The organism is Sporomusa acidovorans (genome assembly GCF_900101845.1).
GTDB lineage: Bacteria > Bacillota > Negativicutes > Sporomusales > Sporomusaceae > Sporomusa > Sporomusa acidovorans.
Map to the genome: position 1 here is coordinate 263,467 of NZ_FNAM01000001.1, position 16,379 is coordinate 279,845.

The following is a 16,379-nucleotide window of genomic DNA, read 5'->3' on the forward strand; positions in this document are numbered from 1 at the left end:
ATCTGTGGGTTCTAAACAACAAAAAATGCTTTAATATAGTAATAAACAACCGGTACAGAAAACATAACAGCGTCAAAGCGGTCAAGTATTCCGCCATGGCCTGGTAAGATATTGCCTGAATCCTTCACGCCGGTAAATCTTTTCAATACAGATTCCGCAAGATCGCCTAAAGGAGCGAAAACCCCTATTAGTAAGCCAAGAATCGCCATGTGTCCCAAAGGTAATCCAAGCAGTTGCCATCCCATCAAAGCAACACCGGCAATACTGCCGATTAATCCACCTAAAGCCCCTTCATAAGTTTTTCCCGGACTAATGGCAGGACATAATTTGTGACGCCCAAATATAGAGCCCGCAAAATAAGCCAATGTATCACTTGCCCATGTGCCAACAAAAGCTAACCAAAGATAAGCGGCACCTGCCGGTAAGCCGCCAAACACCGTAAAAATGTAATCCGCTTGATCAGTAAACCTTAAAAGTATTAAATGGGAAAAAGGCAAACTAATGTATATTGTCCCGAAGATTGTAAAGGCTGTTTCCGTAACTCCAAATTTGTCATGGCTGATAATCGCTTGCGATAAGCCTACTAATAATATCAACATCAAAACCATGAGCAGCTCTTGCGCATTTCCCAACCACGCACAACTCAATGTTAGTAAAATACCAACAAGGCCAACGCTATACTGAATTTTTATATCTTTGGCCTGCATCATTTTAAAGAATTCATGCCAGGCAACAAGCGCTAGTAAAATTACCGTTATAGCAAACAACCAAAAGCCATAATTAATGACAACTATGGCTATCGGTATGCCAATAGCTGCTGTTAAAATTCGCATACCAAGCAAAATAGGCACCTACCGTTTTTTTGTATTTTTTATTCCACCAAATCTGCGTTCTCTCTGTTGATAATCACGGATAGCCTGCAAAAAATTTTCCGGCTTAAAATCCGGCCAATTAAGGTCAGTAAACCAAAACTCCGTATAAGCAACTTGCCATAATAAAAAGTTACTAATTCGAAAATCACCACTCGGCCTAATTAATAAGTCAAGTGCCGGAAGATTTGCCGTATATAAGTACTTTTCAATTGTAGTTTCATTAATGTCATCTATTTTTAACTCGTATTTTGCTGCTTTTTCAGCAATTATTTTAACAGCGCGCGTTAATTCTGCCCGTCCACCGTAATTTACGGCTAAATTTAATACTAGTCCAGTATTTTGAGCAGTCTGCGCCTGAGCTTTTTCAATTTTTTCTTGCAGAATCGATGCCAATTCATCAGTTTTGCCAATAAATCTGATCCGCACATTATTTTGATGTAATTCAGCAGTTTCATTATCAAGATAATCAGCTAACAGACTCATCAACAAACTAACCTCGTCTGCCGGGCGACGCCAATTTTCAGTAGAAAAGGCGTAAGCAGTAAGGACTTTAATACCAATTTCTGAAGCAGTTTTAACAATTTCTCGAAGGGTTTCTGCGCCCGCCCGGTGTCCAAAAGTTCGCGGAAGGCCTTTTTTTTGCGCCCATCTTCCATTGCCATCCATAATAATTGCCACATGACCGGGAAGTCTTGTTGTATCTATATCTGTATAATCAGCTTGTTCCCTAGTAGTTCCATTGCCAAACCATCTTTTCCACACACTAAGCCCCTCCGAAAACTGTAGCATAGTTATCATCAAAATTATCCCCGAAATTATGAAATGTTAGCCAATAAAAATCTAATCTACATATCAAATTTAAACCCCCTCTTGCGAGGGGGATTTAAATTATTCCGGAGCCACAATTGCACCCGTCGGGCAAGCTGCGGCACAAGCGCCACACTCAACACACTCATCAGCATTAATGCTGTAAGTGGGTTCACCTTCCTGAATAGCACTAACCGGGCAGGTAGCTGCGCAAGAACCACAAGCAACACATTCATCTGTAATTTTGTAAGCCATTACTTAAAACACCTCCTTTCCCATTTTAGCAGCAGCTATTAAATTCAAAATACCATCAGCATCTAATTGCTGCCTAATAACATAGTATTTATCTTCCAGCGGAAACACATTTCGCGTGGGTTTAGTAATGATAACAGAATATTTTAAATTTGATCGTTCCAATTTATCAATCACTGCTGACAATGGTTGCGCAACTGTATTCACACTATTACACTTCCATTATTTCTTTTTCTTTCACTGCCATAATTTGATCTACTTCTTTAATATATTTATCTGTTAATTTCTGAACATCCTCTTGTGCTTTTTTTGCCTCATCTTCGGAAACTGTCTTTTCTTTCTCAACTTTTTTAATTGTCTCGTTCGCATCACGGCGAAGATTACGAATGGCAACTCTGCACTCTTCGGCCTTTTTATGTATAACTTTAACGATTTCTGATCGGCGTTCCTGCGTAAGCTGCGGAATAGTCAAACGAATAACTACACCGTCATTATTAGGCATTAACCCTAAATCCGATTTTTGAATTGCCTTATCAATGGCGTTCAACATCGTCTTTTCCCAAGGTTGAATAACAATCATCCTTGGTTCAGGGACTGAAACATTAGCTACTTGGTTAACAGGTGTTGGTGAACCATAATAATCAACCATAACCTTTTCTAAAAGAGAAGGAGTTGCCCTGCCTGCACGAAGACTACCATACTCTTTCCGTAAGACTTCTAAAGCCTTTTTCATTTTGTCTTCATGGGCGGAATAAATTTCTTTAACTGTCATTTCTTCTCTCCCCCAACAATAGTTCCTATATCTTTGCCTAAAGCCGCTTGCAAAATATTACCCGGCTCATCGATACTAAATACTACGATTGGAATTTTATTATCCATGCACAATGAAGTAGCCGTCGAGTCCATAACTCCCAAACCGCGCTGCAATACTTCAATATACTCAAGTTCCTTGAATTTTTTGGCATCAGGATTATGACGTGGATCAGAATCGTATACACCGTCAGTATTCTTTTTTGCCATTAAAATTGCATCAGCCTCAATTTCAGCAGCCCGTAATGCAGCCGTTGTATCTGTTGAAAAATAAGGATTCCCCGTACCAGCGGCAAAAATAACTACGCGTCCTTTTTCCATGTGGCGTATAGCCCGGCGACGGATGTAAGGTTCGGCAACTTGTTGCATATTAATAGCAGTTTGTACTCTAGAGTCAACACCGCAATGCTCAAGTGCATCTTGCAATGCAAGCGCATTCATTACGGTTGCTAACATCCCCATATAATCTGCAGTAGCCCGATCCATTCCTTTCGCACTGCCAGCTAGACCACGCCAAATATTTCCACCACCAACAACAATGGCAACATCCAGATTATGAGCTTTGACTTCTTTAATTTCTCTCGCAATAGAATCAACAACAACTGGATCGATACCATACCCTTTATTGCCAGCTAATGCCTCGCCACTTAACTTTAAGATAACGCGCTTATATTTTCCAGGGACCAATAGGGAAACCTCCTTTAGGATTGTATTTCTACAAATAGCGAATAAATCCTTTATTTCACAAAATATTTTTTAGCAAAAAGAGAACACTAAGTGTTCTCTTATTTACTAACAGCAGCCATAACCTCAGCCGCAAAATCATTGGCTTTTTTCTCAAGACCTTCGCCTAGTTGATATCTGGTAAAGCGGCGAATTGAGATATTTTCACCAATTTTGGCAATACGCTCAGTAATTAGTTGAGTGATCGTTTTATCAGGGTCTTTAATAAATGTTTGCTCTAATAAGCAAGCTTCCTGATAAAATTTTTTCAAACGTCCCTCAATCATTTTTTCCACAATATTAGCTGGCTTACCTTCGTTAAGAGCTTGGGCACGCAGAATCTCTCTTTCGTGATTTAGTATTTCTTCCGGTACTTCTTCACGTGAAACATAACTAGGATTCGCAGCAGCAATTTGCATGGCTATATCACGCACTAATGACTTAAAATCATCTGTTTTGGCAACAAAATCTGTTTCACAGTTTACTTCCAGAAGAACTCCAATACGTCCTCCACCATGTATGTATGATTCAACGAGTCCCTCGGATGCAATTCGACTAGCTTTTTTTGCTGCAGCAGCCAAACCTTTTTCACGTAGATAATCGACCGCTTTTTCCATATCTCCGTTAGATTCAGTTAAAGCTTTTTTGCAATCCATCATACCGGCACCGGTACGTTCCCGCAGTTCTTTCACCATTCCAGCAGTTATCATTCAAAATCCTCCTAACTATTATTAAAGGTAAGAGGGTCGTAAGCCCCTTACCTTTAATGTCCACATAATAGTCTATTCTGCCATTTGTTCGCCTTGACGACCTTCCATGACAGCGTCGGCAACTTTTGCGGTAAGCAACTTAACAGCGCGAATAGCATCATCATTACCGGGAATAACATAATCAATTTCATCAGGATCGCAGTTCGTGTCAACAATCCCTACAATAGGAATACTTAATTTGCGAGCTTCCGCCACGGCAATACGTTCTTTACGTGGATCGATAATAAAGAGCGCCCCCGGCAGCTTGTGCATATTTTTTATACCGCCAAGAAATTTTTGCAGCCGTTCCATTTCATGACGCAAGGTAATGACTTCTTTCTTAGGCAGTACCTCAAACATTCCTTTAGCTTCCATATCTTCAAGTTCACGCAATCTGTTAATGCGTTTCTGAATGGTCTGGAAATTAGTCAGCATACCACCAAGCCATCTTTCATTAACATAGAACATATCGCATCTGGTCGCTTCTTCTTTTACAGCCTCTTGAGCCTGTTTTTTAGTACCTACAAATAACATTGTCTGTCCCTGAGCAGCCAAGTCACGTACAAAATTATACGCTTCTTCCACTTTTTTTACTGTTTTTTGTAGGTCAATAATGTAAATTCCATTACGCTCCGTAAAAATGTATGGAGCCATTTTAGGGTTCCATCTTCTGGTTTGGTGACCAAAGTGAACACCAGCCTCCAGAAGTTGTTTCATCGAAATAACCGACACAAAAATACACCTCCTGTTAAATTACCGCCGCAACCCGCATCTTTTGCCGTCACCATTTTGGCACAGTGGCAAAATTAGATTGCGTGTGTGATAACACCGAAAAGTAGTATAGCATAACTTCCAACAGATAACAAGTCAAATTCTATTATATCTTTCATATTTTTTACTTATATTATGCCAATTACACTACTTTTTATTCAATTGTAATAACAACATAACCTCACCCTTACCCATCCCCACAGCTTTTGCAATTTCAGTAACGTTATAGCCTTGATCGGCCATAGCGAGAATAAGCTGGTGTTTTTCCATGTTAATAGGTTCCTGACTGGAAAATTTATTATCATTATTATCAGAATGAGTCGACAACTCGTTGTCCGTCTGAGTTGGATCGGGATAAACATCATCTGAAACATTTTTTACTGATATATTATCAATTACAGCAGTGTCTGAATGTGAATCATATTGTTGCTCAATTCTTTGGTTTTCTAATTCTGTCAAATGTTTAATAATTTTATTGGCATGCTCAACCTGTTGGCTAAGCATGCCAATTTTTGATTCAGCCTCTTCAAGCAAAAATTCTAACTGACCAGCTTCATCTTCGAGGCGCTTGATAATAACATCGGCTGTTTGTTCTAGTTGCTGAGTAAATTCATTCGCAGACGAAGACATATTTAAGGTAAACATCTTCACAATCATTTCTTTTTTGTATATGATTAAAAATACTATAAGTGCCAAAGCAAGTAAGGAAACTATAACGCCGGTAAGCAAAACTATCACCTCAATTGTGTTATGTTTTTATGTCAACTATACGTCCACGTATAGGGTCCTGGCTCACAGTCAGATTTTCTATACTTTCGGTCTCAAGTGATTCTTTTGCAGTTTTAGAAGCATTTTCCCCATTATTATGGTGCTGGTTCCTACTATTCCTATCTTTAGTTGTATCCCGCTCAATTCTTCCATCTTTGCTTTTCACGATTTCCTGAACCTGATGCTGGCGCACCTCTGCCATTTTCTGCATTTGCTCAGCAAACTGTTGCTGCTGGGTGATACTTTGTTGAGTAAGATTATTTTGTTGTTTTCCAACCTCAGTGGCTTTCGGGATAAGCACCTGCATATCAATTGACCTGATACTCATATCTATCACACCCAATCATAGAATTAGCTGATTGGTAGTATTACTATTTAAAAGAGCCTGTTTTAATTTCTCCGTCCTCAGCATAAAAGCTTGCAAATTTAACAGGATCCCGAACTGGCTTCACTAATGTTCCTACAACCAATTTGACGCCAGGATAAACAGTATCAGACACCTTAATATGTCCATAACGCATTTCTTCCAACGCAATTTCAATCTCCGCCAGCCTGTTTCGCATCGTTTCAGTCTGACCGATTAAATGAAATTGCGCTTTCGTAAGTTTCAGCAACATTTCATACTTATCTTTAGGCATTGTACTCTGATCCATAGCTCGTAATAGATTTAGGGCTTTCTGTGTTTGTTCCAGATTAAACTCATACTTTTTTATTTCCTTGCGTAATTTCTGATATTCTTCCCGTAGTGCCGGATTTACGCCTACTTCTATATCTGTATTCGTAGCCGAATATGTACCGATTGTTTTTGCCTTGATTTCTTCGCCGGCAGATATTAGCCCACCAACTATGAGTCCACGCCGTTCTTCAACAACTACTCTTTTACCTGCACTAACTTTACTATGCAAGATAACATCACTGACAATAACATCTTTTCCTGCTTGCACAGTCGCATTTTCAATGTACTTAGCAACAACTGTTTCGCTCGCTTTTATATATCCTTTGTTCATTCCCTGGATGCCCATACGTACAATAACATTTTTTCCCTCAACAATGCCGCCGCTAACATTACCGGCAATCTCCACATCACCTTCAGCCTTAACAGAAAAACCGGTTTGGATTGATCCTTTGACAATTACACTGCCAACAAACTCAATATTACCTGTAGATAAATCTACGTCACCCTTAACCTCAATAAGTTGAATAACATTAACCTTATTGTTCACAACAAGAAGTTGACCTGCTTGACTTGCAGAAACTTTTAACCCGTCAGTAATATAAACATTTTTGCCTTTCGGCAGCATGATGTCCTTACCAGGTTTGGCCGGAACTTCATTGCCTAAAATGTCTATTCCTGCCGTACCGCTGGTAGCAGGCACTTTTTCCGCCAGCAACTGATCTTGCTGAACAGTAATAAACATATTAAGATTTTTAAAATCAACCCGTCCGTCTTCTAATTCAACCGGACGCCCCTTACTCTCTAAATCTATAAAATAGGTAATAGTAGCGTTACTGCCATTAACGGGTGACAAACCTTTAGCACAAACAACAGTGCTGCCAGGCCTTGCCAATGCAGCTTCCACTGCCTTGCCATCAATCCCATACACGATACCGGCATCCTTAATTTTATTCATAACCTCATCCAGGGAAATGGGCCGACAACCCTTGGGAGCGTTCACCTGAAGGGTAGCTTCCATTCGGTCACGTGACACTAAAATTTGAATGTCTGGTTCTGTTTCAACCGGTTTATCGGCTACTTTGACAGGAGTACCTAATGCTTCTTTTACAATACTCATGAGTAAAACATTATCAGCTTTGTTGACTCCCTGCCCCGCTAAAGAATCCACTATTTGCGGGACCTTTACCGGCTGCCCATCCCCTTGCGGCGGGTAAACAGTTACATAAATACCATTTTCATCTGTCGTAATGTTAAAATATCCATCAAGTGAACCGATTTTATCACTTGTCTGTTCTAAAAAACGTGTAGAATCACTCATACATATCCCCCATCACTAGCACTTAACTAATGCCTGACAAGTTTCATTAAACGAAACTTGATTTTAATCTTGATAATGCACCACGCAACCGGAAAATAGCTTTGGTATGTAACTGTGAGATGCGGGCCTCAGATAATTTTAAAATTAGACTGATCTCTTTTAAAGTTAGCCCCTCATAATAATACAAACTAACTACAAAGCGCTCTTTCTCTGGTAGTTTATCAATGCTCTTAGCTAACATATCTTTAACTTCTTGCTCTTCAATGTGTTGGGATGGGTTAGGCGTATGCTGCGAAGCTGTCTCTGTTCTGGCAAACTCTTCGAGTGGAATGAGAGTACTGGCATTTAAGTGATTGATAAGAGCATAAAGTTCGTTTAGAGGAATTTTCATTGCGGCTGCTATTTCTTCGTCTTTTACTGAACGTCCTAGCGTATGTTCTAATTTAGCCACAGTTTGTTCATATTGGCGCGCTTTTTGCCGAATTGTGGCAGGAATCCAGTCCTGAGCCCTAAGAGAATCCAGAATAGATCCTCGAATTCTTACTACTGCATAAGTTTCAAATTTAACTCCTCTATCACAATCATAACGTTCAATTGCTTCAATAAGTCCAAAAAAGCCATTGCTAATTAAATCATCTTTATCTACATGCTGAGGAAGACTAACGGCAACTCGGCCTGCTACTAGTTTTACTAAGGGAAGATAGTTTTCAATAAGAGCATCCCGAATCTCTAAGCTTCGATTGTTACTATACTCACGCCAAAGCTTGAGTGTGTTAGCAGCCTTCTGTTCAGCATTATTACCCTCCATAGGCGCTTACCCCTCCATCCTCACTTTTGCGTTAGTGTCATATTCTCCAAATTTTCAGGATTCAGGGGTTCAAACTTTTCGGCTGGTGTCTCGTCCCCGTTTTCATCATCGCTACTGGCAATATCAACATTTGTGTCTTCAGGTTTAATTTCATCCAATTTTTTTTGCAAAAACTGTTCAGCAAATTGACCGCATGTATACCCAAATACTGCAAAAAGAACTAACGATACTAACGTACGATATGCCATAGCCGATAATGTAATACTATTAAGCGCACTCACTAACAATGTCAAACAACTAGCGATAAACGCCATACCTAAACTAATTCGCAACTTTAGTACCATAGCCCTTCCCCCAAATAAATTAAAGTTCTTTTTCGCCTTTATCAATAGTTTTTACGCGAAAAATGCCAGTATCAAGTTTTAACTCAACTGTGCGGCCGTAATTGCCGCCCGTATCTTCAGCGAGTAACCTGACTTCCAATTTTTTTAGCACCAAACGTACAGCTTCGGCGTTGCGTTCGCCTACCCGCATAATGTCAGTGGTATTAGTAAATGTAAACATTTGTGCTCCACCGGCAATCTTCGCAGTAATCCGTGATTTAACGGCACCTAGTTTAATTATCTCATTAAGCATAGCCGGCAGCGCCGTATCAGCAAATTTAGCTACATTATCCGCAGAACGGGCTTGAGTACTATCAGGCAGCATAATATGAGCTAAGCCACCTACCTTGGCGACCGAATCAAACATAGCAATGCCAACGCAAGAGCCTAGTCCATAACTAATTAAGCTGGCCGGATTACGACCAACTTTGTAATCTGCCATTCCTACTTTTATTAGTTCAGCCATTATTCCTTCACCCCAATTGCCGCCAAGATTGTACTGAGGGATCCGGGATCAGGAATAAGGAAAAAGTGACCTTTAACACCATCATTGTCAGTAGTAAATTCAGTCTCTATCACTAATGCATGATCGCCTACTTGCCCTAGTTGGATTAAAATAACACTTAAAATAGCCCCTGCCATATCAATAGCTAAAGCGGGAATAGAAGGCAGCAAAGTCAGTTTGGTAAAATAAGATAGTGCATTTAAGTAAGCCCCTGCCAAAATATTACCAATTTCCATTAAGGCTGATTCATCCATAGAATTAAGGAGTTGAGTCTCACCTTGTTTACGGCCCATTAGCATGTCAACCAAGTAAAACGCACTTTCACGCGGAAGTAAAAATAGAATACTCCCAGGCGCTGGTCCAAAAACCCGCAGATAAACACCTGCTACCATAGCGTCAGGTCCACCTACTACCTCGGGTACTTCACCTAAAGGTAAAATAGAAACTTCGGGAACTGTCATATCAATTTTATTATTGATGATTTGGGATAGCGCAGTTGCCGCATTGCCAGCGCCAACATTGCCTATTTCCCTCAATGCGTCTAACTGCAATGATGATAGTTTCAATATGTCCTCAGACAAGTTTGCCACCCCTTTGATATCTGCAACTAAATGATTTAGCTTGCTTTAACTTCTTGCCCGACACCAATAATTGCATCAGCATTAAGCAATATTAAGAGTCTGTTTTCCATTTTACCGACACCACTTAAATAATCAGCGGCAATACCACCTACTACGGCTTGAGGAGGTTCAATACTGTTTTGATTAATTGTCGTTACTTCGGATACAGCGTCAACAATCATACCCACAGTAATTTCCTCTACTTTTATAATAATAATGCGGGTATCATCTGTATAATCCTGTGGAGGTAGATTAAGTCTTTTCTTTAAATCAATAACTGGCAGGACACTACCTCGTAAATTCATTACACCTTTAATATAATCAGGTGAATGGGGTACACGAGTAATCTCTGTGATTCGCTTAATTTCTTGAACTTGTAAAATACTGATACCATATTCTTCGCGTCCTAATTTAAATACTACTAGCTGAACATCGTCTCCAGAATATGTTAATTCAGACATTTTTCCCTACCTCCTTCACTACTGTTTTAATGCGCCAACATCCAAAATAAGCGCTACTTGGCCATTGCCTAATATAGTAGCACCAGCAATAACCTTAATTCCAGCTAATAATTTTCCCATAGATTTAATTACAATTTCTTGCTGGCCGATTAATGTATCGACAATAATACCGGCACGATGTTCACCCATATGAACAATAACAACAAATAACTCTTCCTGGTTATGTTGACAAGTATTAGGCACATTAAGCATATTTGCCAAACGAACGATCGGAATAATTTGTCCTCTAAGTAAAATAGCTTCTTGGTTTTGAATCGTTTTGATATCCTGCGGAGTAATGTTGATCGTACTATCAATCGCACCAAGAGGAATTGCATAAATCTCCTCGCATACTTTCACAAGCAGAGCCTGAATAATCGCCAAAGTCAATGGTAAGCGAATTTTGAACCTGCTGCCTTCATTAATTTTAGTTTCAACATCCACCATGCCGCCCAATGACTCGATTTTAGTCTTTACAGCATCCATGCCTACACCGCGGCCAGAGACATCCGTAACGGTTTCAGCAGTAGAAAAGCCAGGCAAAAAGACAAGTCGCACCGCTTCATTTGGTTCAAGCTTATCAGCTTCCGCCTGTGTAATCATTCCCTTTTCTACGGCCTTTTGTTTGATGACATCGGCATTAATGCCTTTGCCGTCATCTTCAACCATAATAATAACGTTATTACCTTCATGCCGGGCAATTAAGCGAACTTCACCAACAGGGTTTTTACCTTTTGCCTGCCGCTCGTCCGGATGCTCAATGCCATGATCAATAGAGTTACGTAAAAGATGAACCAGCGGATCGCCAATTTCATCAATTACGGTACGGTCAAGTTCTGTTTCTTCACCTTGAATAATAAGATTAATTTCTTTATTTAGTTCACGTGACAAATCGCGAACCATCCGGGGAAAGCGGTTAAACACTTGCCCTACCGGAACCATCCGCACTTTCATAACTACAGTTTGCAGATCTGTCGTTACTCTATCCATTTGCTCAATCGTTTCAACAAGATCAGTAAGCCTGTGGGTTAAACCAATTTGCTCCAAGCGAGTTTTATTAATAACTAATTCCCCAACAAGATTCAGTAAACTGTCTAACTTATCAATGTCAACCCTTACAGATTGACCGCCTTTAAGTTTTTTATCATTATGTTCGTTAGCAGCCGGCTTTTCATGTTTGTCCGCCATCTTTTTCTCCGGCTTACCGGCGGCCGGACTTGCCGGTTGAGTGTCGGTTGCAGTCTTAGCCGCATCCTGTGCCGTATCAGGAAGTATTGGTGATGGAATAACGGTTACCTTTTCGACTTCCGAGATATTAGTAACCGTAGTCTCGATTTTTTCATCGTCAACACCGGTTAAAATAAGAACTTGAAAACTATAATCAAAATTCTCCTTTTCCAGTTCTTCTACCGCCGGCACGCTCTTAATCACTTCACCAAGTTCTTCTAAGGCATTCATAACCATATAAGCTCTGGCAGATTTAAGTAAACAGCCTTCACGTAAACTAATATGAACTTCATAACACTCCAGGCCCTGCTTCTTTGCCGCTTTGACGACATTAATTTCTGTTTCGTCAAGCTTTATTGCGGCAACATCGATATTTTCTTTTTCCTGAGTCACAACCGGCGGCACCGGTTGTTTAGCTACCGCAGGTGAAGGCTCACCTTTGGCAATAGCTGAAAGCTTCGAAATGAGTGGTTTAATATCAATCGTCACATCCGAATTTGAAGCTACATTCTCGACAAGTTGTTCAAGCGTGTCGACACACTTAAATAAAATATCAGTTATGTCATCATTTGCTAAGAGAGTTCCTTTGCGGAGTAGATCAAGAACATTTTCCATTTCATGTGTCAGTTCAGCAATGGTAGTAAATCCCATGGTAGCAGACATGCCTTTAATGGTATGTGCACTTCTAAATATTTCGTCAAGTACTGCCAGGCTTCCAGGATCATTTTCCAGATCAAGCAAACAATTATTCAATGTTTGAAGATGCTCGCGTGATTCTTCCAAAAACATCCCCATGTACTGATTAATATCCATTCATTTACACCCCCGTAACGTTTTTATGTTTATTGCTTGGATAAAGCTCTAAGTATTTCAGCGGCTATGCCAGTAATGGGCGCTACCTTATCAACTACCCCTAATTCAATAGCAGATTTAGGCATTCCAAATACAACTGCCGTAGATTGATCTTCGGCAATGGTCTGACCATTTTGGCGCTTAATAGCTTGAATTCCCTTAGCACCATCATGGCCCATACCAGTTAAAATAACCCCTATTGCTTTGCTGCCAAAAATATGTGCGACTGATTCCATTAATGGATCAACAGCAGGCCTATGTCCGCCAACTGGTGGATTCTGGTTAAGCTTTACTACTACTTTACCACCTTCTCTCGCAAGCAGCATGTGGTAATCTCCGGGTGCAATCAATACAAGTCCTGAACGCACAATATCATTATGTTCTGCTTCCTTAACGGTAACAGATGATAATGAGTTAAGGCGCTCTGCCAAAGATTTGGTAAATCCCGGCGGCATATGCTGAACAATAACAATTCCACAAGGAATATTCCCCGGCAGTTTAGTTATAACTTCTTGCAGAGCCCGTGGTCCTCCCGTAGAAGTACCAATGGCAATAAGACGCTCCTCTGTTAAGCCACTTAAAGAAGAATACACTGGTTTATATCCCTGTACCAAACCGGTAGTTTGTTTTTTGACAAGTTGTGCCACATTAGCCTTTACTGCTGCCCGACATTTGGTTAGTATTTCGGTGCGTATTTCCGCTATATTAGAAATGGGGCCCGCTGTTTTGGCAACAAAATCAACAGCACCCAGTTCCAGTGCTTGCATAGTAGCCACAGCGCCCGCCCGTGTCAAGCTGCTAATCATAACTACCGGTGTCGGGCACTCCGCCATAATCAGTTCTAAGGCCTTTAGTCCATCCATAATGGGCATTTCAACATCAAGCGTAATCAAATCAGGTTTAAGGCGTTTTACTTTATCCAATGCATCCTTGCCATTACGGGCAGTATCAATAACAGAAAAATCAATTTCATTGGTAAATAAATCACTTATAAGCTTACGCATAAAAACAGAATCATCAACCACCAGCACATTTATCACAAAATCACCACCAAATACCCTAAGTTATTCCAACCCTTTGCGTCGTTGTTCAAGCTGTTTCTTGAAAATAAATCGAATAATAGTGTTGCGGTCTTTTTCGTTAATTTCAGCAAATCTAATTCCTATCCAAAATACCGTGAGTTCTGACTGCGGCTGATGTACTCTGACAACTTCACTTTTTATAGTAAGCGGACCAATATCCGGGTAATCAATTGTCACCAACATTCTTGTCCCAATCGGCCAGCGACGCTCGGTAACCATTTGTACGCCGCCACCGCTAATATCTTTTGTAAAAGCGCTTACCGTCTCATCAAGCACTTCATCATTAATAATTTCTTTAAATTGAACAGGTAGCACGGCATCAATTCTGACAAAAGCCCGTTGCTGAATTTTTTTTATATTATAAGGCAGAGCAATAACCCATACAGGCAAAGGGTTCATTTGTTTAGCAAGTAAACTACTGGTAAACTCATAAGCCAGACCGTTAATCACTGTCCGCCCGAAAAATACCTCACCCCGCTGTAGCAAAACTGGAAAAGCTTTACTCATCGGCATAGCAATAACCATATGGTCAATGGTTATGTCTTCTACCCGACTGTGATATTGTTGGGCGAGGCCACCACGTTCAGGCACAATAATTGCAATACGTTGATTAATTTTGAAAACGTCTTCTAATTTAATACTAATATATATCCCCTCCCCGTCTGAGGACCTTAATACATATATTCTAAAAATTTATTAAAAAATCCTTTAATACCACAAGACGGTTGCCGCATTTTTTTACCGTAAAGTACTTGGTGGGCAATGCTGTCAATACAGCGGGATGAAATAGCTTCTGGAAACGATAGTAACAAAGGTATTTGATTTTTAACAGCTTTAACCATATTACGATCCTCATAAATATAGCCGAGATTATCAGCAACTACACCAAGAAATCGCTGAGCTACACGTATCAGTTTGTCAACGACCATTTGACCTTCATCATGATCTAAAATACGATTAACCACCAGTCTGAGAGGTGCAACTCCCTTTTGCCCCGCATAGGCTTTCATCATAGCATAAGCATCGGTAATCGCGGTTGGCTCCGGTGTTGTGATAATAATAACTTCATCGGCCGCCATAACAAAATTCAGGACATTGCGGCTAAGCCCGGCGCCAGTGTCAATTAAAATAAAATCGGCCCAACTATCAAATAAGGAGATTTGAGATACGATATGGTTTAGATGGGCGTCACTTAAATTAGCAAGATGATAGATTCCCGAACCGCCAGCCATAAATTTAATGCCGCGCGGTCCCTCACTGACAATGTCGTTAATATTCAATCCATCTTCCAATAAATTAAGAATATTATAGGGAGCAGAACAGCCCAATAGGACTTCCACGTTAGCCATCCCCAGATCGGCATCAATCACCAATACTTTTTGATTCATTGCCGCTAAAGCAAGGGCCATGTTAACGGTAAAATTAGTTTTTCCTACACCGCCCTTGCCGCTGGTGATTGCAATTACCCGACTTCCAGAACTTTTTCTAATAACCGGACTTTTCGGGACTGTAGAACGCAATGACATTTGACGTAATTTCTCAGCTTGATCACTCATTTTAATCCCTCAAAATCATATTTGCCAATTTAATAGAATCAATTAACTCAATATCATCAGGCACACTCTGCCCTGTTGTTAAATAAGACAAATAAGTGGGAAAATGGTATACCAAATTTAGAATAGTTCCCAAATTACTTGCCTCATCCACTTTGGTAAATAAAAATTTTTGAGGAGAGCAAATGGAAAATTTATTGACTATTTCTAAAGCATCACGATATTTTGTTGCGGTATTCAACACTAGATGTGTTTCAATATACGGATTAACTGCTAGTAGTGCCTGCAGTTCAGCTAATTGATAATGATTGCCGGGGCTGCGGCCAGCCGTATCAATCAGAACTAAATGCTTGTCTTCATGGCGAAACAATGCGGTCTTAAGTTCATCAGGTGAATAGACAATTTCTAGTGGCACACCAATAATATCAGCATAAGTCTTCAATTGTTCAACAGCGGCAATACGATATGTATCTGCGGTAACTAATGCAACTTTATATCCTTCTTTTAACGCAAAATTAGCAGCCAATTTGGCAATCGTTGTTGTTTTTCCTACACCTGTTGGTCCAATCAGTGCAACAGCCTTGCAACCAGATGGCAAAATATCAATGCCGTTAATTTTTGTTAAACAATTGGCAATGCGATCAATTAAAAGGTTACGAGCTGTTCCGGCATCATCACCAACCATAGAGTTCTCATCAGGCAATCCTTTCATAAGATCAGCAGCTACTGCAGGATCAACATCATTTTTAAGCAATACATCCATGAGCGGCGAAGATTGTTTATTCTTTTCAGGAAGCTGCCCCATCATCTGTTCCAGCATTCTGCGCATGGTAGACATTTCAAGTTGCAGGGCAGTTATCTTTGTATCATTGGGATTGGCGACAGAAATAGGGGCAGACATAGGCGGTTTCTTTTCGACCACCTTAACGGGAGCCGTATCAACTGCAGCCATAACTTCAACCATTTCTCTGCCAAAAAAGCCCAAAATGCCCCCCTTCTTTAAGCGACGGGTATGCAGGATAACCGCATCCCGGCCTAAATCCTGCTTAACTTGCGCCATGGCCTCTGCCATATTTTGAGCAGTAAATAATTTAACCTTCAAA

At 40.3% G+C, this 16,379-nt stretch carries 21 protein-coding genes; all 21 read right to left on the reverse strand.

What is annotated here, in order from left to right; genetic code table 11:
• Positions 1–11: 11 nt before the first annotated feature.
• Positions 12–833, reverse strand: a complete 822-nt coding sequence (locus BLR65_RS01390; protein WP_245692281.1) for a phosphatidate cytidylyltransferase — start codon at positions 831–833, stop codon at positions 12–14.
• A gap of 18 nt (positions 834–851) precedes the next feature.
• Positions 852–1,634 carry an undecaprenyl pyrophosphate synthase gene (locus BLR65_RS01395; RefSeq protein ID WP_093791692.1) on the reverse strand — a complete coding sequence of 261 codons (783 nt, stop codon included), beginning with the start codon at positions 1,632–1,634 and terminating at the stop codon, positions 852–854.
• Between the two features lie 126 nt (positions 1,635–1,760).
• Positions 1,761–1,934, reverse strand: coding sequence for a DUF362 domain-containing protein (locus BLR65_RS01400; RefSeq protein WP_093791694.1), 174 nt, complete (start codon positions 1,932–1,934; stop codon positions 1,761–1,763).
• A 3-nt stretch (positions 1,935–1,937) separates the two neighbouring features.
• Positions 1,938–2,138, reverse strand: coding sequence for a hypothetical protein (locus tag BLR65_RS01405; protein WP_093791696.1), 201 nt, complete (start codon positions 2,136–2,138; stop codon positions 1,938–1,940).
• 4 nt (positions 2,139–2,142) lie between these two features.
• Positions 2,143–2,703: a ribosome recycling factor gene (gene frr, locus BLR65_RS01410; RefSeq protein ID WP_093791698.1), complete on the reverse strand. Its 561-nt coding sequence runs from the start codon at positions 2,701–2,703 to the stop codon at positions 2,143–2,145.
• Complete coding sequence (gene pyrH, locus BLR65_RS01415) at positions 2,700–3,428, reverse strand: UMP kinase (protein WP_093791700.1); 729 nt, start codon at positions 3,426–3,428, stop codon at positions 2,700–2,702. The genes frr and pyrH overlap by 4 nt, the downstream gene beginning before the upstream one ends.
• 98 nt (positions 3,429–3,526) lie before the next feature.
• Positions 3,527–4,174: a translation elongation factor Ts gene (gene tsf, locus BLR65_RS01420; protein WP_093791702.1), complete on the reverse strand. Its 648-nt coding sequence runs from the start codon at positions 4,172–4,174 to the stop codon at positions 3,527–3,529.
• 72 nt (positions 4,175–4,246) lie between these two features.
• Positions 4,247–4,945 (reverse strand): 30S ribosomal protein S2, encoded by a 699-nt coding sequence (rpsB, locus tag BLR65_RS01425; protein WP_093791704.1) that lies wholly within the window; start codon positions 4,943–4,945, stop codon positions 4,247–4,249.
• 186 nt (positions 4,946–5,131) lie between these two features.
• Positions 5,132–5,713, reverse strand: coding sequence for a DUF6115 domain-containing protein (locus tag BLR65_RS01430; protein WP_093791706.1), 582 nt, complete (start codon positions 5,711–5,713; stop codon positions 5,132–5,134).
• 19 nt (positions 5,714–5,732) lie between these two features.
• The gene (locus BLR65_RS01435) at positions 5,733–6,095 is read right to left on the reverse strand and encodes a hypothetical protein (protein ID WP_176772661.1); all 363 of its coding nucleotides are present in this window, start codon (positions 6,093–6,095) and stop codon (positions 5,733–5,735) included.
• 28 nt (positions 6,096–6,123) lie between these two features.
• A complete protein-coding gene (locus tag BLR65_RS01440; protein ID WP_093791710.1) occupies positions 6,124–7,746 on the reverse strand; it encodes a flagellar assembly protein A in 1,623 nt (540 codons plus the stop codon).
• Positions 7,747–7,792: 46 nt separating this feature from the next.
• On the reverse strand, positions 7,793–8,554 hold the full coding sequence (locus tag BLR65_RS01445; protein ID WP_093791712.1) for a FliA/WhiG family RNA polymerase sigma factor: 762 nt from the start codon (positions 8,552–8,554) through the stop codon (positions 7,793–7,795).
• 20 nt (positions 8,555–8,574) lie between these two features.
• Positions 8,575–8,898, reverse strand: coding sequence for a hypothetical protein (locus BLR65_RS01450; RefSeq protein ID WP_093791714.1), 324 nt, complete (start codon positions 8,896–8,898; stop codon positions 8,575–8,577).
• Between the two features lie 19 nt (positions 8,899–8,917).
• On the reverse strand, positions 8,918–9,403 hold the full coding sequence (locus tag BLR65_RS01455) for a chemotaxis protein CheD (RefSeq protein WP_093791715.1): 486 nt from the start codon (positions 9,401–9,403) through the stop codon (positions 8,918–8,920).
• Positions 9,403–10,023 carry a chemotaxis protein CheC gene (locus tag BLR65_RS01460; RefSeq protein WP_093791717.1) on the reverse strand — a complete coding sequence of 207 codons (621 nt, stop codon included), beginning with the start codon at positions 10,021–10,023 and terminating at the stop codon, positions 9,403–9,405. The genes BLR65_RS01455 and BLR65_RS01460 overlap by 1 nt, the downstream gene beginning before the upstream one ends.
• 35 nt (positions 10,024–10,058) lie before the next feature.
• A complete protein-coding gene (locus BLR65_RS01465) occupies positions 10,059–10,523 on the reverse strand; it encodes a chemotaxis protein CheW (RefSeq protein ID WP_093791719.1) in 465 nt (154 codons plus the stop codon).
• A gap of 18 nt (positions 10,524–10,541) precedes the next feature.
• Positions 10,542–12,602: a chemotaxis protein CheA gene (locus BLR65_RS01470; RefSeq protein ID WP_093791721.1), complete on the reverse strand. Its 2,061-nt coding sequence runs from the start codon at positions 12,600–12,602 to the stop codon at positions 10,542–10,544.
• Positions 12,603–12,631: 29 nt separating this feature from the next.
• Positions 12,632–13,681 (reverse strand): protein-glutamate methylesterase/protein-glutamine glutaminase, encoded by a 1,050-nt coding sequence (locus BLR65_RS01475; protein ID WP_093791723.1) that lies wholly within the window; start codon positions 13,679–13,681, stop codon positions 12,632–12,634.
• A gap of 24 nt (positions 13,682–13,705) precedes the next feature.
• Complete coding sequence (locus BLR65_RS01480; RefSeq protein WP_342741360.1) at positions 13,706–14,416, reverse strand: flagellar brake protein; 711 nt, start codon at positions 14,414–14,416, stop codon at positions 13,706–13,708.
• Entirely contained in the window at positions 14,395–15,279 is an 885-nt protein-coding gene (locus BLR65_RS01485) for a MinD/ParA family protein (RefSeq protein ID WP_093791727.1), read from the reverse strand. Before BLR65_RS01485 ends, BLR65_RS01480 begins: the two co-directional genes overlap by 22 nt.
• Before the next feature lies 1 nt (position 15,280).
• Positions 15,281–16,378 (reverse strand): flagellar biosynthesis GTPase FlhF, encoded by a 1,098-nt coding sequence (flhF, locus tag BLR65_RS01490; RefSeq protein ID WP_093791729.1) that lies wholly within the window; start codon positions 16,376–16,378, stop codon positions 15,281–15,283.
• Position 16,379: the final 1 nt, after the last annotated feature.